This window comes from Pseudomonas sp. GW456-12-1-14-TSB6 (assembly GCF_059424205.1).
The window spans coordinates 198,680-223,425 of the sequence record NZ_JBWKZE010000008.1 but is presented as its reverse complement, the minus strand read 5'-3'; the positions used below and the strand labels follow the sequence as shown (position 1 = coordinate 223,425).

Annotated in this window: 28 protein-coding genes and 1 pseudogene; 15 read left to right on the top strand and 14 right to left on the bottom strand. The window is 60.2% G+C overall.

The window, feature by feature from the left end; translation table 11 throughout:
- Positions 1-684 precede the first annotated feature (684 nt).
- The 3 genes from infA to aat form a co-directional block, all read right to left on the bottom strand.
- Positions 685-903, bottom strand: coding sequence for a translation initiation factor IF-1 (gene infA / locus AC07Y2_RS10435; protein WP_002553999.1), 219 nt, complete (start codon positions 901-903; stop codon positions 685-687).
- Between the two features lie 112 nt (positions 904-1,015).
- The gene (locus AC07Y2_RS10430) at positions 1,016-1,723 is read right to left on the bottom strand and encodes an arginyltransferase (protein ID WP_007958178.1); all 708 of its coding nucleotides are present in this window, start codon (positions 1,721-1,723) and stop codon (positions 1,016-1,018) included.
- 58 nt (positions 1,724-1,781) lie between these two features.
- Positions 1,782-2,462 (bottom strand): leucyl/phenylalanyl-tRNA--protein transferase, encoded by a 681-nt coding sequence (aat, locus tag AC07Y2_RS10425; protein WP_103385907.1) that lies wholly within the window; start codon positions 2,460-2,462, stop codon positions 1,782-1,784.
- A gap of 522 nt (positions 2,463-2,984) precedes the next feature.
- Between aat and AC07Y2_RS10420 the strand changes: the two genes are divergently transcribed.
- From AC07Y2_RS10420 to cysG, 6 genes are all read left to right on the top strand, one after another.
- Entirely contained in the window at positions 2,985-5,393 is a 2,409-nt protein-coding gene (locus AC07Y2_RS10420) for a DNA translocase FtsK (RefSeq protein WP_011334945.1), read from the top strand.
- A 78-nt stretch (positions 5,394-5,471) separates the two neighbouring features.
- Complete coding sequence (gene lolA / locus AC07Y2_RS10415; RefSeq protein ID WP_011334944.1) at positions 5,472-6,092, top strand: outer membrane lipoprotein periplasmic chaperone LolA; 621 nt, start codon at positions 5,472-5,474, stop codon at positions 6,090-6,092.
- Positions 6,093-6,116: 24 nt separating this feature from the next.
- Positions 6,117-7,439 carry a replication-associated recombination protein A gene (locus AC07Y2_RS10410; protein WP_103385908.1) on the top strand — a complete coding sequence of 441 codons (1,323 nt, stop codon included), beginning with the start codon at positions 6,117-6,119 and terminating at the stop codon, positions 7,437-7,439.
- Positions 7,439-7,813: a fluoride efflux transporter CrcB gene (crcB, locus tag AC07Y2_RS10405; protein WP_103385909.1), complete on the top strand. Its 375-nt coding sequence runs from the start codon at positions 7,439-7,441 to the stop codon at positions 7,811-7,813. The genes AC07Y2_RS10410 and crcB overlap by 1 nt, the downstream gene beginning before the upstream one ends.
- A gap of 15 nt (positions 7,814-7,828) precedes the next feature.
- Complete coding sequence (gene serS, locus AC07Y2_RS10400; protein WP_007958190.1) at positions 7,829-9,109, top strand: serine--tRNA ligase; 1,281 nt, start codon at positions 7,829-7,831, stop codon at positions 9,107-9,109.
- On the top strand, positions 9,110-10,504 hold the full coding sequence (gene cysG / locus AC07Y2_RS10395; protein WP_074688936.1) for a siroheme synthase CysG: 1,395 nt from the start codon (positions 9,110-9,112) through the stop codon (positions 10,502-10,504). It abuts the gene before it with no gap.
- A 45-nt stretch (positions 10,505-10,549) separates the two neighbouring features.
- Here cysG and AC07Y2_RS10390 read toward each other — a convergent pair whose 3' ends face one another.
- The 8 genes from AC07Y2_RS10390 to AC07Y2_RS10355 form a co-directional block, all read right to left on the bottom strand.
- Positions 10,550-11,551, bottom strand: coding sequence for a glutathione S-transferase family protein (locus tag AC07Y2_RS10390; RefSeq protein ID WP_103385910.1), 1,002 nt, complete (start codon positions 11,549-11,551; stop codon positions 10,550-10,552).
- A gap of 92 nt (positions 11,552-11,643) precedes the next feature.
- Entirely contained in the window at positions 11,644-12,645 is a 1,002-nt protein-coding gene (locus AC07Y2_RS10385) for a glycosyl transferase family protein (protein WP_074688932.1), read from the bottom strand.
- Positions 12,642-12,977, bottom strand: coding sequence for a TusE/DsrC/DsvC family sulfur relay protein (locus tag AC07Y2_RS10380; RefSeq protein WP_039767398.1), 336 nt, complete (start codon positions 12,975-12,977; stop codon positions 12,642-12,644). Before AC07Y2_RS10380 ends, AC07Y2_RS10385 begins: the two co-directional genes overlap by 4 nt.
- Positions 12,974-13,267, bottom strand: a complete 294-nt coding sequence (gene tusB / locus AC07Y2_RS10375; RefSeq protein WP_039767396.1) for a sulfurtransferase complex subunit TusB — start codon at positions 13,265-13,267, stop codon at positions 12,974-12,976. The genes AC07Y2_RS10380 and tusB overlap by 4 nt, the downstream gene beginning before the upstream one ends.
- Entirely contained in the window at positions 13,267-13,623 is a 357-nt protein-coding gene (tusC, locus tag AC07Y2_RS10370; protein WP_039767393.1) for a sulfurtransferase complex subunit TusC, read from the bottom strand. Before tusC ends, tusB begins: the two co-directional genes overlap by 1 nt.
- 1 nt (position 13,624) lies before the next feature.
- A complete protein-coding gene (gene tusD, locus AC07Y2_RS10365; RefSeq protein WP_039767683.1) occupies positions 13,625-14,017 on the bottom strand; it encodes a sulfurtransferase complex subunit TusD in 393 nt (130 codons plus the stop codon).
- 100 nt (positions 14,018-14,117) lie between these two features.
- Positions 14,118-14,819 carry a YoaK family protein gene (locus AC07Y2_RS10360; protein ID WP_103385911.1) on the bottom strand — a complete coding sequence of 234 codons (702 nt, stop codon included), beginning with the start codon at positions 14,817-14,819 and terminating at the stop codon, positions 14,118-14,120.
- Positions 14,820-14,843: 24 nt separating this feature from the next.
- Positions 14,844-15,173 carry a DUF6388 family protein gene (locus AC07Y2_RS10355; protein WP_039767391.1) on the bottom strand — a complete coding sequence of 110 codons (330 nt, stop codon included), beginning with the start codon at positions 15,171-15,173 and terminating at the stop codon, positions 14,844-14,846.
- A 135-nt stretch (positions 15,174-15,308) separates the two neighbouring features.
- Between AC07Y2_RS10355 and AC07Y2_RS10350 the strand changes: the two genes are divergently transcribed.
- Positions 15,309-15,659: a hypothetical protein gene (locus AC07Y2_RS10350; protein ID WP_039767389.1), complete on the top strand. Its 351-nt coding sequence runs from the start codon at positions 15,309-15,311 to the stop codon at positions 15,657-15,659.
- 61 nt (positions 15,660-15,720) lie between these two features.
- On the opposite strand, the gene AC07Y2_RS10345 is transcribed toward AC07Y2_RS10350, so the two are convergent.
- Entirely contained in the window at positions 15,721-16,146 is a 426-nt protein-coding gene (locus tag AC07Y2_RS10345; RefSeq protein WP_074688926.1) for a GNAT family N-acetyltransferase, read from the bottom strand.
- Positions 16,147-16,283: 137 nt separating this feature from the next.
- Here AC07Y2_RS10345 and AC07Y2_RS10340 point away from each other — a divergent pair, with 137 nt between their 5' ends.
- From AC07Y2_RS10340 to AC07Y2_RS10325, 4 genes and pseudogenes are all read left to right on the top strand, one after another.
- Entirely contained in the window at positions 16,284-16,721 is a 438-nt protein-coding gene (locus tag AC07Y2_RS10340) for a hemerythrin domain-containing protein (protein WP_039767386.1), read from the top strand.
- Between the two features lie 223 nt (positions 16,722-16,944).
- Complete coding sequence (locus AC07Y2_RS10335; RefSeq protein WP_039767385.1) at positions 16,945-17,580, top strand: lytic polysaccharide monooxygenase auxiliary activity family 9 protein; 636 nt, start codon at positions 16,945-16,947, stop codon at positions 17,578-17,580.
- A gap of 39 nt (positions 17,581-17,619) precedes the next feature.
- Positions 17,620-18,645 (top strand): annotated as a pseudogene (locus AC07Y2_RS10330) (chitinase); the annotation flags it as partial.
- A gap of 142 nt (positions 18,646-18,787) precedes the next feature.
- Complete coding sequence (locus AC07Y2_RS10325) at positions 18,788-19,378, top strand: NUDIX domain-containing protein (RefSeq protein ID WP_064380653.1); 591 nt, start codon at positions 18,788-18,790, stop codon at positions 19,376-19,378.
- Here AC07Y2_RS10325 and AC07Y2_RS10320 read toward each other — a convergent pair.
- Positions 19,375-19,890, bottom strand: a complete 516-nt coding sequence (locus tag AC07Y2_RS10320; protein WP_103385913.1) for a methylated-DNA--[protein]-cysteine S-methyltransferase — start codon at positions 19,888-19,890, stop codon at positions 19,375-19,377. The two genes, AC07Y2_RS10325 and AC07Y2_RS10320, sit on opposite strands and share 4 nt — an antisense overlap.
- Before the next feature lie 136 nt (positions 19,891-20,026).
- Between AC07Y2_RS10320 and ggt the strand changes: the two genes are divergently transcribed.
- The 3 genes from ggt (at position 20,027) to AC07Y2_RS10305 (ending at position 23,481) form a co-directional block, all read left to right on the top strand.
- Complete coding sequence (gene ggt / locus AC07Y2_RS10315) at positions 20,027-21,754, top strand: gamma-glutamyltransferase (protein ID WP_039767376.1); 1,728 nt, start codon at positions 20,027-20,029, stop codon at positions 21,752-21,754.
- Between the two features lie 65 nt (positions 21,755-21,819).
- The gene (locus AC07Y2_RS10310) at positions 21,820-22,353 is read left to right on the top strand and encodes a cysteine hydrolase family protein (protein WP_103385914.1); all 534 of its coding nucleotides are present in this window, start codon (positions 21,820-21,822) and stop codon (positions 22,351-22,353) included.
- 108 nt (positions 22,354-22,461) lie between these two features.
- Positions 22,462-23,481, top strand: coding sequence for a lysozyme inhibitor LprI family protein (locus AC07Y2_RS10305; protein ID WP_103385915.1), 1,020 nt, complete (start codon positions 22,462-22,464; stop codon positions 23,479-23,481).
- Between the two features lie 9 nt (positions 23,482-23,490).
- Here the strand turns inward: AC07Y2_RS10305 and AC07Y2_RS10300 are convergent, their stop codons facing one another.
- Positions 23,491-24,132 (bottom strand): TetR/AcrR family transcriptional regulator, encoded by a 642-nt coding sequence (locus AC07Y2_RS10300; RefSeq protein WP_103386010.1) that lies wholly within the window; start codon positions 24,130-24,132, stop codon positions 23,491-23,493.
- Between the two features lie 123 nt (positions 24,133-24,255).
- Here AC07Y2_RS10300 and AC07Y2_RS10295 point away from each other — a divergent pair, with 123 nt between their 5' ends.
- Entirely contained in the window at positions 24,256-24,714 is a 459-nt protein-coding gene (locus tag AC07Y2_RS10295; RefSeq protein WP_103385916.1) for a GNAT family N-acetyltransferase, read from the top strand.
- Positions 24,715-24,746: the final 32 nt, after the last annotated feature.

Here is a 24,746-nt window from a genome sequence, read left to right as displayed (position 1 = left end):
CCCCCGGATCAATCCCTCCACTCAGCCTGCCGACGGGCCCTGCGATCAAAAGCGGTACTCGAGCTAACGCTCATCGTTTTGAGTGGGGAGGAGCGGGGCGTGTTCGGCTTTGGTTTTCGTGGTGGGTTTACCCCTCACCCCAGCCCTCTCCCCGAGGAGAGGGAGCCGATTTTTGTGCTATTCAAAGTCTGAGTTCGACGCGGTATCGCACGTCGGCGTAGCGCTGCCATACACCTCGATCAGTTCCCTCTCCCTACGGGCGGTCCGACGTTTCGGGAGGGCTAGGGTGAGGGGCTCTTGATCTGGCTCTTGATCTGCTTTTGATCTTTAGTCCCATCGGCAGGCCGAGCGTAGGTGTCCATCAGGGGGTAGGCGCGTAGCGCCGTGCGGCGCAGCCGCATACATCGAGAGGAGGTGCAGCGAAGCAAACCGTAGGCGATGCCCCCTGATGGACACCGTAGCGAGGGAATACTGAGCCTAAGCGAAGTGCCGTACGCCGGGGCTCAGCCTTTTTGGTTACTTTTTCGGCGTTTGGAAAAAGTGACCCGCCGTAAGGGCGGAACCCTGAGAAGCCGTTACCGCAGCAACGGATATACCCCCAAAACTCAAGCACAAACCCAAAACACCAAATCCCAGACAAACAAAAACGCCCGGCATTAAGCCGGGCGTCTTGTATTGACTTGATTAGCGAGCGCGGTAAGTAATACGCCCTTTGCTCAAGTCATAGGGCGTCAGCTCGACGCGCACTTTGTCACCGGTAAGAATACGAATGTAGTTCTTGCGCATCTTGCCGGAAATATGCGCGGTTACGACGTGCCCATTTTCCAACTCCACACGAAACATGGTGTTGGGCAGGGTGTCGACGACAGTGCCTTCCATTTCGAAGCTGTCTTCTTTCGACATGCAGTAAAGCCCTCGGTATCCAATGAATGGCCCGGTGCAACTGCGCCAGGCAAAAGCGGCGTGCATTGTGCCCGAAAAATGGGGTTTACGCCAAGGGGTTTAGGGTTTGCATTCAGTTCAGGATGACCCAGCGCTGATTAATGAGCAGTTCAATGGGCCGATATTGGGTCTTGTAGTTCATCTTTTTGCAGTTTTTGATCCAGTAGCCCAGGTACACCGCCTCAAGCCCCAGGCGCTGGGCTTCGGCGATTTGCCAGAGGATGGCGTAGCGCCCCAGGCTGCGGCGTTCTTCCTGCGGCTCGTAAAAGGTGTAGACCGCGGACAGGCCGTTGGGCAGCAGGTCGGTGACGGCGACTGCAAGTAACCGTCCGTCGAGCCGGAACTCGTAGAAGCGTGAGAAGGGCAGGTCGCGTACCAGAAAAGTCGAGAATTGATCGCGGCTGGGCGGATACATGTCGCCGTCGGCGTGGCGCTGTTCGATGTAGCGCTGATAGAGATCGAAATATTCTTCGCTGAACGCCGGCTTGACCGGACGTACCTGCAAATCGATGTTGCGCTTGAAAATGCGTTTTTGTTGGCGGTTGGGGTTGAACTGCGCCACAGGAATGCGCGCAGGCACGCAGGCATTGCAGTTCTGGCAATGCGGGCGGTAAAGATGATCGCCGCTGCGACGAAAGCCCATTTCTGACAGATCTGCGTAGACATGCACATCCATGGGCTGGCTCGGATCGAGAAACAGGGTCGTCGCCTGTTCCTCGGGCAGATAACTGCAAGAGTGAGGCTGAGTGGCATAAAACTTCAAACGCGCCAACTCGGTCATGATCAACCCTCAAGGGTAGGCTGGTGAATTAAGTGTAAGCCACGCGCGCAAAAGTCGCTCAGCAAACCCAGGTCGCATGATTGGGTTGATCGAGGTGCCGGGCCAGATAGTCGGCGAATGTCTGCCGTGAAATGGCCCGGGCGCCAAGGCTGTGCAGGTGATCGGTCGGCATCTGGCAGTCGATCAGCACGAAGCCCGCTTCCTTAAGATGTTGCACCAGCGTGGCAAAGCCGTACTTGGAAGCATTGTCCGCACGGCTGAACATCGACTCACCGAAGAACAGTTGCCCCATCGCCAGGCCATACAGGCCTCCGACCAGTTCGCCCTGATCCCAGACTTCCACCGAGTGGGCAAAGCCGCGCCGATGCAGTTCGATATAGGCGCTCTGCATCGCCTCGGTGATCCAGGTGCCGTCGGCGTATTCCCTGGGGGCGGCGCAGGCGCGGATCACGGCGTCGAAATCCTGATCGAAAGTCACTTGATAACGCTGTTTGCGCATCAATTTGCCGAGGCTGCGCGAGACGTGCAGTTCGTCGGGAAAAAGCACGGTGCGCGGATCCGGCGACCACCAGAGAATCGGCTGACCCTCGGAAAACCATGGAAAGCAGCCATGGCGATAGGCCTGGATCAGGCGATCGGCGGACAGGTCGCCGCCGGCCGCCAGCAATCCGTTGGGATCGCGCATGGCCTTTTCCAGTGGCGGGAAAGTCAGTGAGTTGCGTTGTAACCAAGTCAGCATGGCGTCCAGGCTTGCAGAAGGGGAGGGCGGTGGGCAGTGGGCTCGCGGTAAAGTGTGCCGGGAAATGACGCGGATGTCCTCCGTTGCAGTGCGGCTTTTGCGTAGCTGCAACTTGAGCATCCGGATGCGGTCGTAATCGGGCGTTGCACCGGTGCGGGCAAGGTTGCTGATGCCAATGTGTGGCACTCAGGGGAGATGAGGCGCGAATGCTTCGCTACGTTCATCAAATACACCTCATAAGCCTTTGTCACAAAAGGTAATGCATGCTCAAATTGAACGTCGGGTGTTGTGCGTTTGGCTATGCTTGAACCTGGGGCTTCGAAGCATGGCATCGAACGCGCAAACCCGTACAATGCCGGGCTGTTACAGAATATTCGCCGCGTGCCGTGTTTATAAAAGGCGGGGCGCAGTGTTAAAAGTAGTCTCCGTTGCGCCCGTCAATTTTTTTACCTGCCTGGATTGGGCAGTTTTTTATCGTCATTCAATAGATGGACGCGCCTCTGGCGCAGGAAAAGAAGCGTTTTGAAGAAATCCACGGAAGCACCAAAAACAGTCGTTCCGCTATGGCGTCAACAGTTGCACTACCGGCTCAAGGAAGGTGCATTGATCGCCATCGGCGCCTTGTGCCTGTTCCTGATGATGGCCTTGCTGACTTACGGCAAGGACGATCCGGGCTGGAGCCACAACAGCAAGATCGACGACGTGCAGAACTTCGGCGGCCCTGCCGGTTCCTACAGCGCCGACATCCTGTTCATGGTGCTGGGTTACTTCGCGTACATATTCCCGTTGCTGCTGGCGATCAAGGCGTATCAGATCTTCCGTCAGCGTCACGAGCCGTGGCAGTGGAGCGGCTGGCTGTTTTCCTGGCGCCTGATCGGTCTGGTGTTTCTGGTGTTGTCCGGCGCTGCGCTGGCGCACATTCATTTCCATGCAGCCACCGGATTGCCGGCCGGCGCGGGTGGTGCGCTGGGTGAAAGCCTCGGTGACCTGGCCCGCAACGCCCTGAACATTCAGGGCAGCACGTTGCTGTTTATCGCGCTGTTCCTGTTCGGCCTGACGGTGTTCACCGACCTGTCGTGGTTCAAGGTGATGGACATCACTGGCAAGATCACGCTTGACCTGTTCGAACTGTTCCAGGGCGCGCTAAACCGCTGGTGGTCGGCTCGTACCGAGCGCAAGCAACTGGTCGCGCAGCTGCGTGAAGTCGACGATCGCGTGCATGACGTGGTTGCACCGACGGTCACCGACAAACGCGAACAGGCCAAGGTCAAGGAACGTCTGATCGAGCGCGAGCAGGCCCTCAGCAAACACATGTCCGAGCGTGAGAAACAGGTGCCGCCGGTCATCGCCCCGGCCCCGGTCAAGGCGCCGGAGCCAAGCAAGCGCGTGCAGAAAGAGAAGCAGGTGCCGTTGTTCGTCGACAGTGCCGTGGAAGGCACCTTGCCGCCGATCTCGATCCTCGATCCTGCGGAAAAGAAACAACTCAACTATTCGCCCGAATCCCTGGCGGCGGTCGGCCATTTGCTGGAGATCAAACTCAAGGAATTCGGCGTCGAAGTCACCGTGGATTCGATCCATCCGGGCCCGGTCATTACCCGTTACGAAATCCAGCCTGCTGCGGGCGTGAAGGTCAGCCGTATCGCCAACCTGGCGAAAGACCTTGCACGTTCGCTGGCCGTGACCAGTGTGCGGGTGGTGGAAGTGATTCCGGGCAAGACCACGGTCGGCATCGAAATTCCCAACGAAGACCGGCAGATCGTGCGCTTCTCTGAAGTGCTGTCGACCCCTGAGTACGACAACTTCAAATCGCCGGTCACCCTTGCCCTGGGCCACGATATCGGCGGCAAGCCAGTCATCACTGACCTGGCGAAGATGCCGCACCTGCTGGTGGCCGGTACCACCGGTTCCGGTAAGTCGGTGGGCGTGAACGCGATGATCCTGTCGATCCTGTTCAAGTCCGGCCCGGACGACGCCAAGCTGATCATGATCGACCCGAAAATGCTCGAGCTGTCGATCTACGAAGGCATCCCGCACCTGTTGTGCCCGGTCGTGACCGACATGAAAGACGCCGCCAACGCCCTGCGCTGGAGCGTGGCCGAGATGGAGCGTCGCTACAAGCTGATGGCGAAGATGGGCGTGCGAAACCTGTCCGGCTTCAACGCCAAGGTCAAGGAAGCCCAGGACGCCGGCGAGCCGCTGAGCGATCCCCTGTACAAACGCGAAAGCATCCACGACGAAGCGCCGCTGTTGCAGAAGCTGCCAACCATCGTCGTAGTCGTGGACGAATTCGCCGACATGATGATGATCGTCGGCAAGAAGGTAGAAGAATTGATCGCCCGTATCGCCCAGAAGGCGCGTGCGGCCGGTATCCACCTGATTCTTGCGACCCAGCGGCCATCGGTGGACGTGATCACCGGTCTGATCAAGGCGAACATCCCGACGCGGATGGCGTTCCAGGTATCGAGCAAGATCGACTCCCGGACCATCATCGACCAGGGCGGCGCCGAGCAACTGCTCGGCCACGGTGACATGCTCTACATGCCGCCGGGCACCAGCTTGCCGATCCGGGTTCACGGCGCCTTCGTGTCCGACGATGAAGTTCACCGGGTGGTTGAAGCCTGGAAACTGCGCGGCGCGCCGGAATACAACGACGACATCCTCAACGGTGTCGAAGAGGCGGGCAGTGGTTTCGAAGGCAGTAGCGGCGGCGGTGACGGCGACGATCCGGAAGCCGACGCGCTGTACGACGAAGCCGTGCAGTTCGTGCTGGAAAGCCGTCGCGCCTCCATCTCCGCTGTACAGCGCAAGCTGAAGATCGGCTACAACCGTGCCGCGCGCATGATCGAAGCCATGGAAATGGCCGGGGTCGTGACGTCGATGAACACCAACGGTTCCCGCGAAGTCCTGGCCCCTGGCCCGGTACGCGACTGATTCGATACCCTGATCCAAATGCAATGGGCGGTGCATGAAGCGCCGTCCACTTTCCCACGAGTATTCAAGAGGACTCCCATGCGTCTTATCCGCATGTTGCTGCCGGTACTGGCTCTGACCACCCTCACGGCTCACGCCGATGACAAGGATGTGGCTCGCCTGACCCAATTGCTCGAAACATCCAAGACCCTGACCGCCAATTTTTCCCAGTTGACCCTCGACGGCAGCGGCACCCAGTTGCAGGAAACCACCGGCGACATGACCCTGCAGCGTCCGGGCCTGTTCTACTGGCACACCAATGCGCCAGCCGAGCAGACCATGGTGTCCGACGGCAAGAAAGTCACGCTGTGGGACCCGGACCTGGAGCAGGCCACCATCAAGAAACTTGATGAGCGCCTGACCCAGACGCCGGCGCTGTTGCTGTCTGGCGACGTATCGAAGATCAGCCAGAGCTTTGACATCACCGCGAAAGAGGCCGGTGGCGTGATCGACTTCACCCTGAAGCCGAAAACCAAGGACACGCTGTTCGACAGCCTGCGCCTGTCGTTCCGCAACGGTCTGGTCAATGACATGCAACTGATCGACAGCGTCGGCCAGCGCACCAACATCCTGTTTACCGGTGTGAAGGCCAACGAAGCGGTCCCGGCCTCGAAGTTCAAGTTCGACATCCCCAAGGGTGCCGATGTGATCCAGGAATAAACACAGAGGTTTCAACGGTACGTGATGGATCTGTTTCGCAGTGCACCGATTGCCCAGCCACTGGCCGCCCGTTTACGGGCGACCAATCTGGATGAGTACGTCGGTCAGGAACACGTGCTCGCTCGCGGCAAGCCTTTGCGCGAAGCGCTGGAGCAGGGTGCCCTGCATTCGATGATCTTCTGGGGCCCGCCGGGCGTGGGCAAAACCACGTTGGCGCGGTTGCTGGCGGAAGTTTCGGATGCGCACTTCGAAACGGTCTCGGCCGTATTGGCCGGGGTCAAGGAGATCCGTCAGGCGGTGGAAATCGCCAAGCAGCAGGCCGGTCAGTACGGCAAGCGCACGATCCTGTTTGTCGATGAAGTGCACCGCTTCAACAAGTCTCAACAGGACGCCTTCCTGCCGTACGTTGAAGACGGCACCCTGATTTTCATTGGTGCCACCACTGAAAACCCTTCGTTCGAACTGAACAATGCATTGCTGTCGCGCGCGCGGGTCTACGTACTCAAAAGCCTCGACGAGGCGGCGTTGCGCAAGTTGGTGCACCGCGCACTGACCGAAGAGCGTGGTCTGGGCAAGCGACATCTGAGCCTCAGCGATGAAGGCTTCCAGATGCTGCTGTCCGCCGCCGACGGTGATGGCCGGCGCCTGCTGAACCTGCTGGAAAACGCCTCGGACCTGGCCGAAGACAACAGTGAGATGGGCACCGAGCTGCTGCAAAGCCTGCTCGGCGACACTCGCCGGCGTTTCGACAAGGGCGGCGAAGCGTTCTACGACCAGATTTCTGCGCTGCACAAATCGGTGCGCGGTTCCAATCCGGACGGCGCGCTGTACTGGTTTGCGCGAATGATCGACGGCGGCTGCGATCCGCTGTACCTGGCCCGGCGGGTGGTGCGCATGGCCAGCGAAGACATCGGCAACGCCGATCCTCGCGCCCTGAGCCTGTGCCTGGCGGCGTGGGAAGTGCAGGAACGCCTCGGCAGCCCGGAAGGTGAGTTGGCAGTGGCGCAGGCCATCACCTATCTGGCCTGTGCGCCGAAAAGCAACGCCGTGTACATGGGCTTCAAGACTGCGCTACGCGCCGCCGCCGAACACGGTTCGCTGGAAGTGCCGCTGCACTTGCGCAATGCGCCGACCAAATTGATGAAGCAATTGGGTTATGGCGACGAATACCGTTATGCCCACGACGAACCGGACGCTTACGCTGCCGGCGAAGACTATTTCCCGGAAGAACTCGACCCGATTCCGTTCTACCAACCGGTGCCCCGTGGCCTGGAATTAAAGATCGGCGAAAAGCTCAACCACCTCGCCCAACTTGATCGTTTAAGCCCCCGGCAGCGGAGAAAATAGTGGTTCCATTGATTGTTGCAGTCTCCGTCGGCGGGATTGTCGGCACTTTGTTGCGCTTCGCTACCGGCAATTGGGTCAACGCCAATTGGCCGCGGCACTTCTATACCGCGACGCTGGCCGTTAATATCGTGGGCTGTCTGCTGATTGGCGTGTTGTACGGCATGTTTTTGATACGCCCGGAAGTACCGATCGAGGTACGTGCCGGGTTGATGGTCGGCTTCCTCGGGGGGCTGACGACATTTTCATCCTTTTCACTGGATACGGTGCGCCTGCTGGAAAGCGGGCAAGTGCCGCTGGCCCTGGGCTATGCGGCCATCAGCGTATTCGGCGGGCTGCTCGCGACCTGGGCTGGCCTGTCCCTGACCAAACTTTGATAACGAGAAACCGACATGCTCGATTCCAAACTGTTACGTAGCAACCTTCAGGACGTAGCGGACCGCCTGGCTTCCCGTGGCTTTGCCCTGGATGTCGCGCGCATCGAAGCGCTGGAAGAACAGCGCAAGACCGTCCAGACCCGCACCGAAGCACTGCAGGCTGAGCGTAACGCGCGTTCCAAATCCATCGGTCAGGCCAAGCAGCGCGGCGAAGACATCGCGCCGCTGATGGCGGACGTCGAGCGCATGGCGGGCGAACTGAGCGCCGGTAAAGTCGAGCTGGACGCGATCCAGACCGAACTGGATTCGATCCTGCTGGGCATCCCGAATTTGCCGCACGAATCGGTACCGGTCGGCGAAGACGAAGACGGCAACGTCGAAGTCCGCCGCTGGGGCACGCCGACCGCTTTCGACTTCCCGGTTCAGGATCACGTGGCCCTGGGCGAGAAGTTCGGCTGGCTCGACTTCGAAACCGCCGCCAAGCTGTCCGGCGCACGTTTCGCCCTGCTGCGTGGCCCGATTGCCCGTCTGCACCGCGCACTCGCGCAGTTCATGATCAACCTGCACGTCACCGAGCATGGCTACGAAGAGGCTTACACGCCTTATCTGGTTCAGGCCCCGGCGCTACAAGGCACCGGTCAACTGCCGAAGTTCGAAGAAGACCTGTTCAAGATCGCTCGCGAAGGTGAAGCCGATCTGTACCTGATCCCGACCGCCGAAGTGTCGCTGACCAACATCGTGGCCGGTGAAATCGTCGATTCGAAGCAGCTGCCGATCAAGTTTGTTGCCCACACTCCGTGCTTCCGCAGCGAAGCCGGCGCGTCGGGTCGTGACACTCGCGGCATGATCCGTCAGCACCAGTTCGACAAAGTTGAAATGGTCCAGATCGTCGAGCCGTCGAAGTCGATGGAAGCGCTGGAAGGCCTGACCGCCAATGCCGAGAAAGTCCTGCAACTGCTGGAGCTGCCTTACCGCACTCTGGCGCTGTGCACCGGCGACATGGGCTTCAGCGCGGTCAAGACTTACGACCTGGAAGTGTGGATCCCGAGCCAGGACAAGTACCGTGAAATCTCGTCGTGCTCCAACTGCGGCGACTTCCAGGCCCGCCGCATGCAGGCGCGTTTCCGCAACCCGGAAACCGGCAAGCCTGAGCTGGTGCATACCCTGAACGGTTCCGGTCTGGCAGTCGGTCGTACCCTGGTGGCCGTGCTGGAAAACTACCAGCAGGCCGACGGTTCGATCCGTGTGCCGGACGTGCTGAAGCCGTACATGGGTGGCCTTGAGGTCATCGGCTAAATGAAATATCTGCCGCTGTTTCACAACCTGCGCGGCAGTCGTGTGTTGGTCGTCGGTGGGGGGGAGATTGCCTTGCGCAAGTCCCGCCTGCTGGCCGATGCCGGTGCGCTGCTGCGGGTGGTCGCACCTGAAATCGAAGCGCAACTGCGCGAACTGGTCGCCGCCAGCGGTGGCGAATGCCTGCTGCGTGGCTACGCCGAAACGGATCTGGATGGCTGCGGGCTGATCATTGCCGCCACCGACGACGAAGCGTTGAACGCGCAGGTCTCCGCCGATGCCCATCGGCGTTGCGTGCCGGTAAATGTGGTCGATGCGCCGGCGCTGTGCAGCGTGATTTTCCCGGCGATCGTCGATCGTTCACCGCTGATCATCGCGGTCTCCAGCGGCGGCGATGCGCCGGTGCTGGCCCGGCTGATCCGCGCCAAGATCGAAACCTGGATTCCCTCGACCTACGGCCATCTGGCCGGTCTGGCCGCGCGGTTTCGCGATCAGGTCAAAGGCCTGTTTCCCGATGTGCAGCAACGTCGCGGTTTTTGGGAAGACGTGTTCCAGGGGCCGATCGCCGACCGGCAACTGGCAGGACAGGGCGCCGAAGCCGAACGTTTGCTGCAAGCCAAGATTGACGGCGAAGCCATGGTTACGACCGGTGAGGTGTATCTGGTGGGCGCAGGGCCGGGTGATCCGGATCTGCTGACCTTCCGCGCCTTGCGCCTGATGCAGCAAGCCGATGTGGTGCTGTACGACCGCTTGGTGGCTCCGGCGATTCTTGAACTGTGCCGCCGCGATGCCGAGCGGGTTTACGTTGGCAAGCGTCGCGCCGATCACGCCGTGCCGCAGGATCAGATCAACCAGCAATTGGTGGATCTGGCCAAGGCCGGCAAGCGTGTGGTGCGGTTGAAGGGCGGGGATCCGTTCATCTTCGGCCGTGGCGGCGAAGAGATCGAGGAACTGGCGGCCCATGGCATCCCGTTTCAGGTGGTGCCGGGGATCACGGCGGCCAGCGGTTGCGCGGCATATGCCGGGATTCCGCTGACTCATCGCGACTACGCTCAGTCGGTGCGTTTCGTCACCGGGCACTTGAAGGACGGTTCGACCGATCTGCCGTGGTCGGACCTCGTCGCGCCGGCGCAGACGCTGGTGTTCTACATGGGGTTGGTGGGATTGCCGATCATCTGCGAGCAGTTGATCAAACATGGTCGTGCGGCCGATACCCCGGCAGCGCTGATCCAGCAGGGCACCACGGTCAATCAGCGGGTTTTCACCGGCACGCTGGCCGACCTGCCGCGGCTGGTGGCGGAGCATGAAGTGCATGCGCCGACGCTGGTGATCGTCGGCGAAGTGGTGCAACTGCGCGAGAAACTGGCGTGGTTCGAGGGCGCTCAGGGTCAGATCTGACGACTCTGAAGGGATCGTTCCCACGCGGTGGGAACGATCCTGCTCTCAACCTCGGCGCCAAACCCCTTTCCCGCCCAACCGGTCCCGGTCATGGGCAACAGTGAAATCCTGCTCCGGCCCCTTCGGCACAACCCCGGTCGGGTTGATGGTCTTGTGGCTGCCGTAGTAGTGGTTCTTGATGTGCTGGAAATCCACGGTCTCGGCAACGCCCGGCCACTGGTACATCTCCCGCAGCCAGTTCGACAGATTCGGATAATCGCTGATCCGCCGCAGATTGCATTTGAAGTGCCCGTGGTACACCGCGTCGAAACGAATCAGCGTGGTGAACAAGCGCACGTCCGCCTCGGTCAGGTATTCACCCGTCAGATAACGGTTGGCGCCCAGCACCTGCTCCAGATGATCCAGTTCGGCAAATACATCATCGAACGCTTCTTCATAGGCCTTCTGTGAGGTGGCGAACCCGGCGCGGTACACGCCGTTGTTCACGGCAGGGTAGATCCGCTCGTTCAGCGAATCGATCTCACTGCGTAATGGCGCCGGATAGAAGTCCAGATCGTTGCCGGTCAAGTCATCGAACGCACTGTTGAACATGCGGATGATCTCCGCCGATTCGTTGCTGACGATGCGCTTGAGCTTCTTGTCCCACAGCACCGGCACGGTGACGCGGCCGGTGTAGTCGGCGGTGTCGGCGGTGTAGCGCTGGTGCATGAAATCGAAGTGGTCGAGTTTGTCGCCGGTCGAACCGAGGTTCTGATCGAAGGTCCAGCCGTTTTCCAGCATCAGCCAGCTGACGACGGAAACGTCGATCAGGCTTTCCAGGCCCTTGAGCTTGCGCAGGATCAGCGTGCGATGCGCCCACGGACAGGCGAGAGAGACATAAAGGTGATAACGCCCGGCTTCGGCGGCAAAACCGCCTTCACCGCTCGGGCCCGGCTCGCCATTGCGAGTGACCCAGTTGCGGCGCTGCGCCTGTTCGCGCTGGAACGCGCCGTCCTTGCTGCTTTCGTACCACTTGTCCTGCCAGCGGCCGTCGACGAGTAAACCCATGATCAAGACTCCAGAAACCAATAATTCGTTGGAGTTGAGTCTATTCCGATGAGTTCGAACAAAAAGCGCAAAGATCGGGCGTTAATGATCGGTTAAATCGATTTATCCCGCGCGGCCCAGTATTGCTCCGCGGTTTCAAAAGCCTGTTCACGGCTTTGGCCGAGGCCGCGCAGCGCCAACGCCATGGTCGAGATCAACGCCATTTGCGGGTAACTGTCGACCACATCGCCGCGCCAAACGGCCTTCAAATGCTCGATATCCAGCGACGCCGGTTTGACGTGACGCTGCGCCGACAGCTGCGGCCATTCCTCGTCCCAGCTCTCGCCGCCGGTGGTGCCGTACAAGTGGCTGTCGGCATCCGGGTTGATCTCGATCTCGCCGCCGTCGCCCTTGATCACGATCGCCGTGTCGCCGAGCAGGCCGCTGGCATCGCGGTGCACCGCCTGATAGCCGGGGTGGAAAATACTCTGCAGGCCGCAACGCGCGCCCAGCGGATTGAGAATCCGCGCCAGTGAGTGAATCGGCGAGCGCAGGCCGAGGGTGTTGCGCAGGTCGATCATCCGTTGCAATTGCGGCGCCCAGTCCACCAGCGGCATGAACGCCAGACCACCGTTGTCCAGCGCCGCGCCAACCTGTTGCCAGTTGCGGCACAGCGGAATGTTCAGCTCACCGAGCAATTGTTCGGAGTACAAGCGCCCGGCGGTGTGTGCGCCGCCGCCGTGCATGAAAATGCGCAGGCCGTTCTGCGCCAGGCACTTGGCGGCCAACAGATACCACGGCAGGTGACGCTTCTTGCCGGCGTAAGTCGGCCAGTCCAGATCGACGTTCAGCGCCGGGGCCTGCAAGCGCTCGCGAAGGGCCTCGGTGAAACCGGCCATCTCCTCGGCGCTTTCTTCCTTGTGCCGCAGCAACATCAGGAACGCGCCGAGCTGGGTTTCTTCGACCGCTTCGTCGAGGACCATGCCCATGGCTTGCCGGGCTTCCTCGCGGGTGAGGTCGCGGGCGCCGCGCTTGCCCTTGCCGAGGATGCGCACGAACTGGGCGAATGGATGCTCGGCGGGCGTTTCGAGGGTCAGCGCTGGATAGTCGGTCATAGGCAATTCGTCGGTTTGGGCAGGCCCGCCAGTTTCGCGGCGAGTTTGGCAGGGGTGCCTTTGAACAGTCGGTTCAGGTGCAGGCTGTTGCCTTTCTCCGCGCCGAGCTTGAGTGCGGTGTACTTGATCAGCGGCCGGGTGGCCGGTGACAGCTGGAATTCGGCGTAGAAGCTGCGCAGCAATTCGAGGACTTCCCAGTGTTCCGGGCTCAGTTCGATATCTTCGGCAGCGGCGAGGGCGCTGGCGACTTCGGCCGACCAGTCGTTGAGGTCGACCAGAAAGCCGTCCTTGTCCAGTTCAATGGCGCGGGCGCCGATGGTCAACGCATTCATAGCCAGCTGTTGACCTTGTCGTGGTGGATCGACAGCTCGACGAAGGCCGGATAATCGATGGCTTCGGCCCAGTCCGGAACCTGCACGGCACGGGCTTGCGCGTCTTCGGCCAGCACGAACAATTTCACCTGACGTATTTCCAGCGCACTGAACGGCGCGGTGCCAGGCTGCAGCGCATAAACGGCATCGCCAGACAGCAACAGTGCATCGGCAGAACCGAGCAGGCGCAGGCAACTGGTCAGGCGTTCGTCGCCGAACGGGGAGTGGGACAACACATGCAAAGTCGACATCAGAGGGTGATCACCTGGTCGTAACGGTCAATGAGGGCGGTGATTTGCTCGGCGGCCAAAGGCTGCGCCTCGTCCAGCGAACGATCGCCGAGGCCGCGAACACTGGCGCTGTCGGCGCAGTAGAACAGCTCTTCGACGCCAAACATCGGCAACGCTTGCAGGTTGGCGCTCAGGTCTTTCTGTTGCAGGGCCTTGGCGTTTTGCCCGGCTGCCAGTTGCAGCACGCCGTCGTCGAGAAACAGCAGACCGATCGGCAGATCGAAGGCGCCGCCGGCCAGCACGATGTCCAGCGCTTCGCGGGCGCCGGGACCGGACCACGGCGATTGACGGCTGATAATCAGAAGGGATTTGGCCATGTCATGCGCCTCCGAAACAGATGAGGCGGTCGGCATCCTGCACCGCGTCATGCAACTGACCGAGGCCGGACAATTCCCACGGCGCGCTGACGGCCACGGCATCACGCTGATAACGCCCGGCTTCCTCGGTATTCAACACGCCACGGCGCAGGGCGGCGGCGATGCACACCACGCCGTCGAGGTTTTGTTCGGTGATGAAATTGCGCCACTGCTTGGGCAGGTCCAGTTCGTCCTGCGGCGTGACCACGGCGTCGGATGCGTTGTGGACCCCGTCCTGATAGAAAAACAGCCGGACAATCTCATGCCCGCCGGCCAGCGCGGCCTGAGCGAACAGCAGGGCGCGGCGCGAGGAGGGCGCATGGGCGGCGGAAAACAGCGCAATGGCAAACTTCATGACGGACTCGATCAGCAAAACTGCGGCCATGATAAAGCTTTCTCGGCGGGGCGGCGAAGTGGATGTTTCCCGCGCCCGTCTCGATACGAGCAGGCGTCCTTCAGCGTGGCATGTAGCCCAGCTGCCAACGCCGCGGAATCTTCAAGGTCACCAGCCCCAGAACGGCGGCGAACAGACCGCTGACCAACATCGCCTTGAGCCCCAGATGATGTTCCAGCACCGCCCCCAGAATGGCCCCGACCAGCATCCCGCTCCACGGCACCAGTTGCACCCGCCAGCCACTTCGCCGTTCGCCGAGCACCCAGCGGCCCAATCCACGGCCGAATCGGGACAGGGCGCCGGTGACGTACGTCAGCCCGACCGGCAGGCCGTTCACTTCTTCCACCGCCGCGTTGAGCATGCCCATCGCAATGATCGCCGCCAGCAGGGCCGGCAGTTGCGTGTCAAAGGGCCAGGCTGCCAAACACAGCAGGGCGGCGATGGACAACAGCAAGGGCAGAGCCCGTCGACCACCCAATCGACTGACCACGACCCCTAGGGCATTACCGACAATGAACGTCGCGACCAGCAGGATCAGCCTTAATGTCAGTCCGCTGTCGCCATCACTGATCGCCACCGCCAGCCGCGTGGTGTTGCCGCTCATGAAGGAAACGAAATCGCCGCTGGCCATGAAGCCGATGGCGTCGGTCATGCCGGCCAGTACCGACAGGCTGGCGACCAGCGCCAGCCCCACACGGCCGCGCCATTTCTGTATATGAAGATGTCCGGGGCTGGCGCGGTGGGTCGAAATGGAAGGCAGCATCGAGGCAGCGTCCTTGAGCGGGGTTTACGGTTCTATGCCATACAGATCGCAATATTCCAGCCAGTCCATGCCGGCCATTTCCGCCACTTCGCGATGCACCTCCAGGCGTTGTGCCTGATACTCTTCGGGCGTCGCGGCGGTGAGCTGCAACGTCAGCTCCCAGGCAAACAAACCTTGGCTTTCGGCCTCGGCTTCGAAGGCTTCGTGCAGACGTTCTTCGCGGTACTGCGCCTGGGTTTCGCCTTTGGCCTGTGCCAGCAGCGGATTGAGGTGGTCAAGGGCTTCGCGCAGTTCCGGGCGCGCTTCTAGAAACAGTTTCAGAGCCTGTTCGTGTCGTTGGTCTGTAGGCGCCATTGGCTTTCCTTGTAAGGCTGATGACCGTTAATGTGCCGCAGCGGCCGGCATGTGTCGCGCTCTAAATGCAGTAAAGCAGAACGATTTTTGGCGTTGCGGTGGTACAGTCCGGTTTTTTCCGAATGAGCGAATGCAATGCGAATGCTGATGGTGGCACTGGCGGCAGCCCTGCTGGCCGGTTGCGCGGGTTCGGCGATGGAAGACGCCCGCACGCAAACCCCTTACAAGACCCTGAATTCGGACAAACCCGAAAAAGTCGTGGCCCAGTGCGTGCAATTTGCCTGGCAGGACGAAGCGGTGTTCGGCGTGGACGCGGCGGCGTATCTGCAACCGGGCAAGAAGGGCGGTTCCACGGTCTATACGCGCTCGGCGGAGTCGTTTGTCGACTTGACCACGGATGCGTCCGGTACCGTATTGAATTACTACGCGCAGAAGGATGATTTTGTGGCCAAGCGCCGCTTGGCGGCGCTGGCGACCTGTCTGTAACGGGCGGCTGGATGCGTTGATTTTGCGACCCTCACCAGCCTGCGGGCGAGGGTCGCTGAAATCAATCAATCAAGCGTTTCTGGAAGAAATGCCGCTTGTGCCCCAGCGGATAATCCACAATCTCGCCACATTCGCTATAACCCAGTTTTTTGTAGAACCCGGGCGCCTGAAAATCAAAGGTATCGAGCCAGATCCCAACGCAGTCCTTTTCCCGTGCAAACTCCTCGACCATGTTCATCAGCTTCGAGCCGATGCCCTGTCCCCGGCCTTGTTCCGGCACCGCCAGCAACTCGATAAACAGCCATCGATAGAACGTGTGCCCATAGAGGCCACCGAGGATCGCGTCGTTATCGTCGCGCACCAGCAGCGCGACCGGTTCGTACAGCGACGGCCCGGCCTTGGCAATGTTGTAGGCACGCAGCGGCGCCAGGATGGCCGCGCGCTGTTCTTCGGTGGGGTCCTGCGACAGCTCGATCCGCAACGTCATGTTGTCTTCCTTGTAGTAATGAATCGGCAGCCTATCGCGCCACAGCCGATTGAAGCAATCGCTTGGAACCGTCGCTCCTGCGCCGCGGTCTAGCCCTTCAGGGCGTCCATCCGGTACGCGTTTGCCTGGGAGATTCCATGAACATTTTCGAAGCCCTGCGTGAAAGCCACGATCGTCAGCGGACCTACGCGAAATCGTTGATCAAGACCAGCGGTGACACCCCGGAAAGGGTTGAGGCCTACAAACAGCTGAAAGCTGAGCTTCAGGCCCACGAAACCGCCGAAGAGCGCCATTTCTATATTCCGTTGATGGAGATCGACAAGGGTGTCGACCTCAGTCGCCATGCCATTGCCGAACACCATGAAATGGACGAGATGATGGAAGAGCTCGACGAGACCGACATGTCCAGCCCGGCCTGGCTGGCGATGGCAAAAAAGCTCGCGGATAAGGTCCATCACCACTTGCAGGAGGAAGAGCAGAAATTCTTCCAGATGGCCGGCAAGCTGCTCGACGACAAGCAAAAGGAACAGCTCGCCGGGCAGTATGAAAAGGAGTTCAGAGCGCAGCTTCCCTGAACCGGTGAACGCAGGTGTTTGTAATGACGCGGTGTAGTCTTTTTGCCATGCGTTGAGTGAGCGTCGTCGCAGCGAGCTGTGTTTATATACAGTGTTTTCGGCATTTTTGAAGTTTCGCCGAGGCCGACTGCGACAAAACCGCCGATGGACAAAAAATCCCCCTCCGTTAGCTTGAAGGCCTCTCCTCGGACTGGAGAGTTCTTAAATCAACGGAGTGAAAAACATGAACCAACCACAAGCTCAAACCCAACTGCGACACGGTCGCGTCATTTCCCCTGCAAGCCGCGGCGCGGTGGCCATCGAGCAAGGATTGCTCGGTGGCTGGCAGGTCAATGAAATGGAGGGCGGCAAGAACTTCCCGGCACTCGCGGCTGGTCCGTTCCCCGCGCCGTTCGAAAGCGACAACCCGAGCGTCGTACCGCCCGCTGACGGCTATATTCTCAGTGGCGGCAAGAACGACGCACGTGACTGTGTGAACTTCACCGCAGAAGAAATGAGCAAGAAACTCGGGCGCCCGTTCTCCTGGCCACTGCTCAATGTCACTCCCGGCCAGACCCTTGAGGTCAAATGGGAATACACCGCGCCGCACACCACTCGCGGTTACCGCTGGCTGATCACCAGAGATGGCTGGGACCCGAAACAACGCATCACCCGAGCGCAATTGGAAGCGCAACCGTTTGCCGAGGATTTCTATCCGCAAGTGCCGTACTACAGTCATGCGGCGGAATTGAAAGCCAAGGTCACCCACACGGTGCAACTGCCGGGCAACAAGCAGGGGCATCACGTCATCGTTCTGATGTGGATCGTCGCCAACACCGGCAACGCCTTCTATCAGGCCTTCGATGTGGACTTCAAATAAGTCCGCAACGTCCACCCACACGTTCTGAAGGATTAGAACATGTCAAACATTGACTTCACCCTATTGAATAACCAGGCCAGCGATGCGGCATCGCTGATGCCGAGCCTTGCCGGCAAGAAGATCCTCATGGGTTTCTGGCACAACTGGCCGGCCGGCCCGAGCGATGGTTACCAGCGCGGCCAGTTCGCCAACATCACCCTGGAAAACGTCCCGAAGGAATACAACGTGGTCGCGGTGGCCTTCATGAAGGGCAGCGGGATTCCGACCTTCAAGCCGTTCAACGTCTCCGATGCCGAGTTTCGCCGTCAGGTCGGCGTGCTCAACAGTCAGGGGCGGGCGGTGCTGATTTCCCTGGGCGGTGCCGATGCGCACATCGAGTTGCGCGCCGGTCAGGAGCAACCGCTGGCCAATGAAATCATCCGTCTGGTGGAAACCTACGGCTTTGACGGCCTGGACATCGATCTTGAGCAGAGCGCGATTGATTTCGCTGCCAACAAGACCGTCCTGCCGGCCGCGCTGAAACTGGTCAAGGATCACTACGCAGGCCAAGGCAAGCATTTCATCATCAGCATGGCGCCGGAGTTTCCGTACCTGACCACCGCCGGCAAATACGTCGGATATCTGCAGGCGCTGGAAGGCTATTACGACTTCATCGCTCCGCAGTTCTACAACCAGGGTGGCGACGGGGTCTGGGTGCCGGAAGCCAATAACGGCAGCGGAGCGTGGATCGCCCAGAACAACGACGCGATGAAAGAGGATTTCCTCTATTACTTGACCGAGAGCCTGGTGACCGGCACTCGCGGTTTCACCAGGATCCCGGCGGACAAGTTCGTCATCGGCCTGCCGGCCAACGTCGATGCCGCCGCCACCGGTTACGTGATCGACAAGACCGTGGTCGGCAACGCGATGAAACGCCTGGCGGTCAAAGGGCATCCGATCAAGGGCCTGATGACCTGGTCGGTGAACTGGGACAATGGCACCAGCAAGGATCGCGTGCCGTACAACTGGGAGTTCTGTCGGCGTTATGGGCCGCTGATTCACGGCGCGCCCTCTGCGGCACAGGGTGCTGATGCAGCGACGGTGAACGTGGCACATCAGTAGTCAATGAAGGAAAGCCCGGTAGCGCTGCCGGGCTTTTTTTCGTCGGCGGTTTGCATCATTTCACCTACCATGGCCTTCTTCCGATGACAAAAAAGGATCACGCGTCATGTCCAACACAGCCGAGCGGGTCAACATCGTCGATACCCAGGTGTTGTCCCACGACTGGTATCTGCTGAAGAAAATCACCTTCGACTATCACCGCAACAACGGTGACTGGCAGCGTCAGACGCGCGAGGTCTACGACCGTGGCAATGGCGCGGCGATTCTGCTGTTCAACCGCGAGCAACGCACCGTGGTGCTGACCCGACAGTTCCGCCTGCCGGTGTTCGTCAACGGTCACGACGGTTTGCTGATTGAAGTGGCGGCCGGACTGCTCGAAGGCGCGGCGCCGGAGCAGCGCATCCGCGACGAGGCCGAGGAAGAAACCGGTTACCGCGTGCATGACGTGAAGAAGGTGTTCGAGGCCTACATGAGCCCCGGCTCGGTGACCGAGAAATTGCACTTTTTCATCGCCGAGTACGATGCCTCGTCAAAGGTCAGTGAAGGGGGCGGTCTGGAAGAGGAAACCGAAGAACTGGAAGTGCTGGAGTGGCGTTTCGACGACGCGCTGGCGGCATTCCAGCGAGGCGAGATCTGCGATGCCAAGACCATCATGCTGCTGCAATACGCGGCGATGAATAACCTGTTTGGCGGTTAAAACAGATCACCGGTTTTACCGATGCCTGACCACTGGACACCTTCCAGGGTCAGCAGACGCTCCTTGGCTTCCAGGCCTCCGGCAAACCCGGTCAGTTTTCCTGAGGCGCCGATGACCCGATGGCACGGCGCAATGATCGAAATCGGATTGCGCCCGTTTGCCGCGCCGACCGCACGCACCGCACTCGGGTGGCCGATCTGTTCGGCAATCTGGCTGTAGGTGCGGGTTTCGCCAAACGGAATGGTCAGCAACGCGGCCCAGACCTTTTTCTGGAATTCGGTGCCGGCAAAGTCCAGCTCCAGATCGAACGCGTTTCGCGTTCCTGCAAAATATTCTTCCAGCTGTCGCGCGGTTTTCAGCAACAGCGGATTGTCCGGTGCCTCGCTCATCGGCCCCAGGCGCACCCGGTTCGGTTTGTCGTTTTCCCAGAGGATGGCGGCCAGACGTGAGCCGTTCGCGACCAGCTTCAACTCGCCGACAGGCGAGGGCAGGGTGATGAACGTGTAGGCCATGGGCAAAACTCCGGGATGGGGCGGGAAACAGCGCCCAGCATACTGCCGGATCGGGGAGGCGCAAACCGCAATCGCGACCATACTGGCTGGTGCTCTTGAAGCGCTTTCCTACCTTATAAAAAGAAGAGACCGACTCATGAAGTACGAACCTTTTGCCAAATCGCTGATTGCGACCTCATTGGCGCTCAGCTGCCTTATGGCCCATGCGGCTTCGGTTGCCCCGGTGGCCGCCGAAAACGGCATGGTGGTCACCGCCCAGCACCTGGCCACTCACGTGGGTGTCGACGTGCTGAAAAGTGGTGGCAACGCGGTGGATGCGGCGGTCGCCGTGGGTTATGCACTGGCAGTGGTTTACCCGGCGGCGGGCAACCTCGGTGGCGGTGGTTTCATGACCATTCAACTGGCGGACGGACGCAAGACCTTCCTCGACTTCCGCGAAAAAGCCCCGCTGGCCGCGACGGCCAACATGTACCTCGACAAGGACGGCAACGTCATCCCTGATCTGAGCACCCGTGGCCACCTCGCGGTCGGCGTTCCGGGCACCGTGTCCGGCATGGAGCTGGCACTGAGCAAGTACGGCACCAAACCGCGCAAGGAAATGATTGCCCCGGCCATCAAACTGGCTGAAGAAGGGTTTGAACTGGAACAGGGCGACGTCGAGCTTTTGGAGTACGCCACGGACGTGTTCAAGAAAGACATCAAGGATTCCGGCGCGATCTTTCTGAGCAACGGCGAGCCGATGCAGGTCGGGCAGAAACTGGTGCAGAAGGACCTGGGTAAAACCCTGCGCACCATTTCCGAAAAAGGCGCCGACGGTTTTTATAAAGGCTGGGTGGCCGACGCCATCGTTACCTCCAGCCAGGCCAACAAGGGCATCATTACCCAGGCCGACCTCGACAAATACAAGACCCGCGAACTGGCCCCGGTGGAGTGCGACTATCGCGGCTATCACGTCGTATCGGCACCGCCGCCAAGCTCCGGTGGCGTCGTGATTTGCCAGATCATGAACATCCTCGAAGGCTACCCGATGAAGGATCTGGGCTTCCATTCGGCCCAAGGCATGCACTACCAGATTGAGGCGATGCGCCACGCGTACGTGGATCGCAACAGCTATCTGGGCGACCCGGATTTCGTGAAGAATCCGATCGAACACCTGCTGGACAAGAACTATGCGACCAAGCTGCGTAACGCGATCCAGCCGCAGAAGGCCGGTGTGTCGGCGGAACTCAAACCCGGCGTCGCGCCCCATGAAGGCAGCAACACCACGCACTATTCGATCGTCGACAAATGGGGCAACGCGGTCTCGGTCACCTACACCCTCAACGACTGGTTCGGCGCAGGCGTGATGGCGAGCAAGACCGGGGTGATCCTCAACGATGAAATGGACGACTTCACTTCCAAGGTCGGCGTACCGAACATGTACGGCCTGGTGCAGGGTGAGGCCAACGCCATTGCTCCGGGCAAGGCGCCGCTGTCCTCGATGAGCCCGACTATCGTCACCAAGGACGGCAAAGTGGTGATGGTGGTCGGTACGCCGGGTGGCAGTCGCATCATTACCGCGACGTTGCTGACCATGCTCAACGTCATCGACTACGGCATGGGCCTGCAGGAAGCGGTCGACGCTCCACGTTTCCACCAGCAGTGGATGCCGGAGGAAACCAACCTCGAAGACTTCGCCGCCAGCCCCGACACGAAGAAGATTCTCGAGAGCTGGGGCCACAAGTTCGCGGGTCCGCAGGACGCCAACCACATCGCTGCGATTCTGGTCGGTGCACCGTCGCTGGGGGGTAAACCAGTCGGAAAGAACCGCTTCTACGGCGCCAACGATCCACGGCGCAACACCGGGTTGTCATTGGGTTACTGAGCGGAGTAAAAAGGGGGCGGGCACAGGTCCGCCCCTGTCCAAGGACCGATCAAGGAAGGCTCACCATGACCACCGCATTGCTGATCATCGATGTCCAGCGCGCCCTGTGCGCGGGCGAATACGAGTGCCACGACGCCAAACGGGTAATCGACACCATCAACGGCCTCAGCGCCCGTGCGCGCCAGTCGGGTGTGCCGGTGGTGCTGATCCAGCACAACGAAAAGGACAGCCCGTTCGCCCACGGCGCCGAAGGCTGGCAATTGGCTGAAGGCCTGAACACTGCACCTGGCGATCTGCGCGTCGACAAGACTGCCAACGACTCGTTCTACCAGACCAATCTGCAGAAACTGATCCCCCGGGAAGACTTCGATCGCCTGGTGATCTGCGGCATGCAAACCGATTACTGCGTCAACGCCACCGTGCGTCAGGCCCATCAACTGGGCTACGACGTGGAGCTGGCGGCCGACGCCCATACGACGGTCGACAACGGCAACATGAGCGCCGAAGACATCATCGCCGAACACAACAAGGACTGGGCGCACCTGACCGGTTCAGTGGCGCGGATCGATGTGAAGCCGGCGGCTGAAATCAGATTCTGAGTCGTTCTTGCACAAGAGCCCGGTTGTCCGCCAGCAACCGGTGAAAAATCAGAGCATCGATAGCCCGAGCCCGGCATACTGCTGCCGCCTCAGGAATGGAATCTGTCGATGCTCGCTTTCAATCTCCGTCACGCCTTGCTGCTGACGTGTCTCGTATTTGCTACCACGTCCCACGCTGCCAGTTTTGACTGTACTGGCGCTTCCAGTCCCGTTGAAAAAGCCGTTTGTGCGGATCCGTATACCTCGAGTCTCGATGAGAAACTCGGGGCGCTCTGGCGGACAACGTTGGCGCAGGTGGCTGACCCGCAAGCGCTCAAGGCTGATCAGCGTTCATGGTTGAAACAGCGCAATCAATGCGCTGCCAATAGCTCCTGCCTGCGCCGTGAATATTTGATGCGTCTGAAAGCGCTTGAATACGTGGCCAAGCCTTTCAGCTGGGATGCCACCTGGCAGATGATTCCGTGGGGCGTTTCATCGGCGGCAGAAGTCATAACCAAGCGTGTGGACGCCACGCATATTGCCTTTGATGTTTCTGCGTCAAATGGTGGCAACTCTGGTGACATGGACGGTGTGGCCACAATCGACGGTGCCGTAGCGCATTTCGCTGAAGGCAACTGCACCCTGAAATTCAGCGCCCTCAACGGTTTGCTGGATGTTGATTCCGATGGCGGTGAGGGGGCTTGTGGTGGCGGGATGGGCGTTTACTACGATGGAAGGTATGTGGCATCTGACCAACCGATCGCGATTGAATACGACTTGCTGAGCCTTGGCGTCGTGCGTACGCAGCAAGAAGATCAGGCATTACGCACGTTGCTCAAAAATGACTATCAGACGCTGCTGCAAAATAGCGGCTCAATGGCAGCCGGCGAGACCTCTAGTGATGTGCCGGGGGGTGAGGTCAATGAGTTCTGGCTGCGAGGTCTGGCTTCCAGCAACGCGGCGATTCTGATGAGCGCGCCGGGAGGCCGAGTTTGGCTGGTGCTATTGGTTTTCGATGAGCAACGCAAAGTCAGGGCGCGGTATTACACCAACGTTCCCAAATGGAAAAAGCGGGTGCCTGATGTGCTGCTGGCGTGGCATGAACGCTTGGCGGGAGAGGCGACACTGCCCCTGGACCTGATGCCCTGACTCTCACGTTCAGGTCGCAAACATCAACCTGCGAACATCACTCACCGGCTCGGACACGGCACCGCTCAACACCAGCCGCGTAATCGTCTGCGCCGCCACCGCATAATCCTCATCCTGCGGCACCTCCCGCCCGGTGATGCGCCCCATCTGCCAGCCAATGTTGGTGTAGGTGCGCGTCGCCGACCAGATGAACAACATCAAATGCTCGGGATCGACCGGCGCCAGCAGACCACGGTCGATCCAGCTGCGCAGGCACTCGACATTCCGCCGTGCCTCACCGTGCAATAGGTCGCGGCATTCGTCGGGCAACTGACGGCCGCCGAGCAGCAACTCACTACTGAAAACCTTGGCGATCGCCGGATGCTCGCGGGCGATGCGGATGCGGGCGGCAACGTAGGCGCGCAGGCCAATCAGTGGGTCGTCGCTTTCGCGCAGCACCGCCGAGGCTTCCAGCAACGGTTCGACGAAGCCGAGCAGCACTTTGCCGTAGAGGTTTTCCTTGCTCTGGAAGTAGTAATACAGGTTGGCTTTGGGCACACCGGCGCGTGCGGCGATGTCGCGGGTCTGGGTCGCGTCGAAGCCGTTGGCGGCGAATTCTTCACTGGCGGCGGCCAGGATCAGTTGCTGGTTGCGTGCGCGGATGCTGCTCATGGACGGCATGGAGGTCTGGCCATTTCGGGTTCGAAATATACAAAACTATATAGCGATTAGGCCAGCGAACTCGTTTCTCGGCGCTATGCTGGTTTCAATTTCAATAACGTCAGGAAAAGGCCAATGACTCTCCGGGCCCTGCGCGCCACGACGACTCACCTCGACGCGGTGGCGAAGCTGTTCGACGCCTATCGCGGCTTTTATGGCCAGCCGTCGAACCTCGAGCAATCGCGAGCCTTTATTGCCGAGCGCATGGCCGGCAATGAATCGGCGATTTTTCTGGTTGAAGATGAAAGCGGTGAGGCGCTGGGATTCGTCCAGCTATACCCGACGTTTTCTTCGATTGACGCCCACCGCATCTGGCTGCTCAGCGACCTGTTCACCACGCCGGCCGCCCGTGGCCGTGGAGTGGGGCGGCTTTTAATGAACACCGCCCGCGACTTCGCCGTCGAAACCGGCGCCAAGGGACTGGTACTGGAAACCGCCACCGATAATTTCAGCGCCCAGGGTTTGTACGAATCACTCGGTTGGGTGCGCGATACGGGCTATTACACGTACACCCTCGATTTGCGCCAAAGCTGAGCTGGCGCACTCTTTTTCACGTTTTTCCCGAA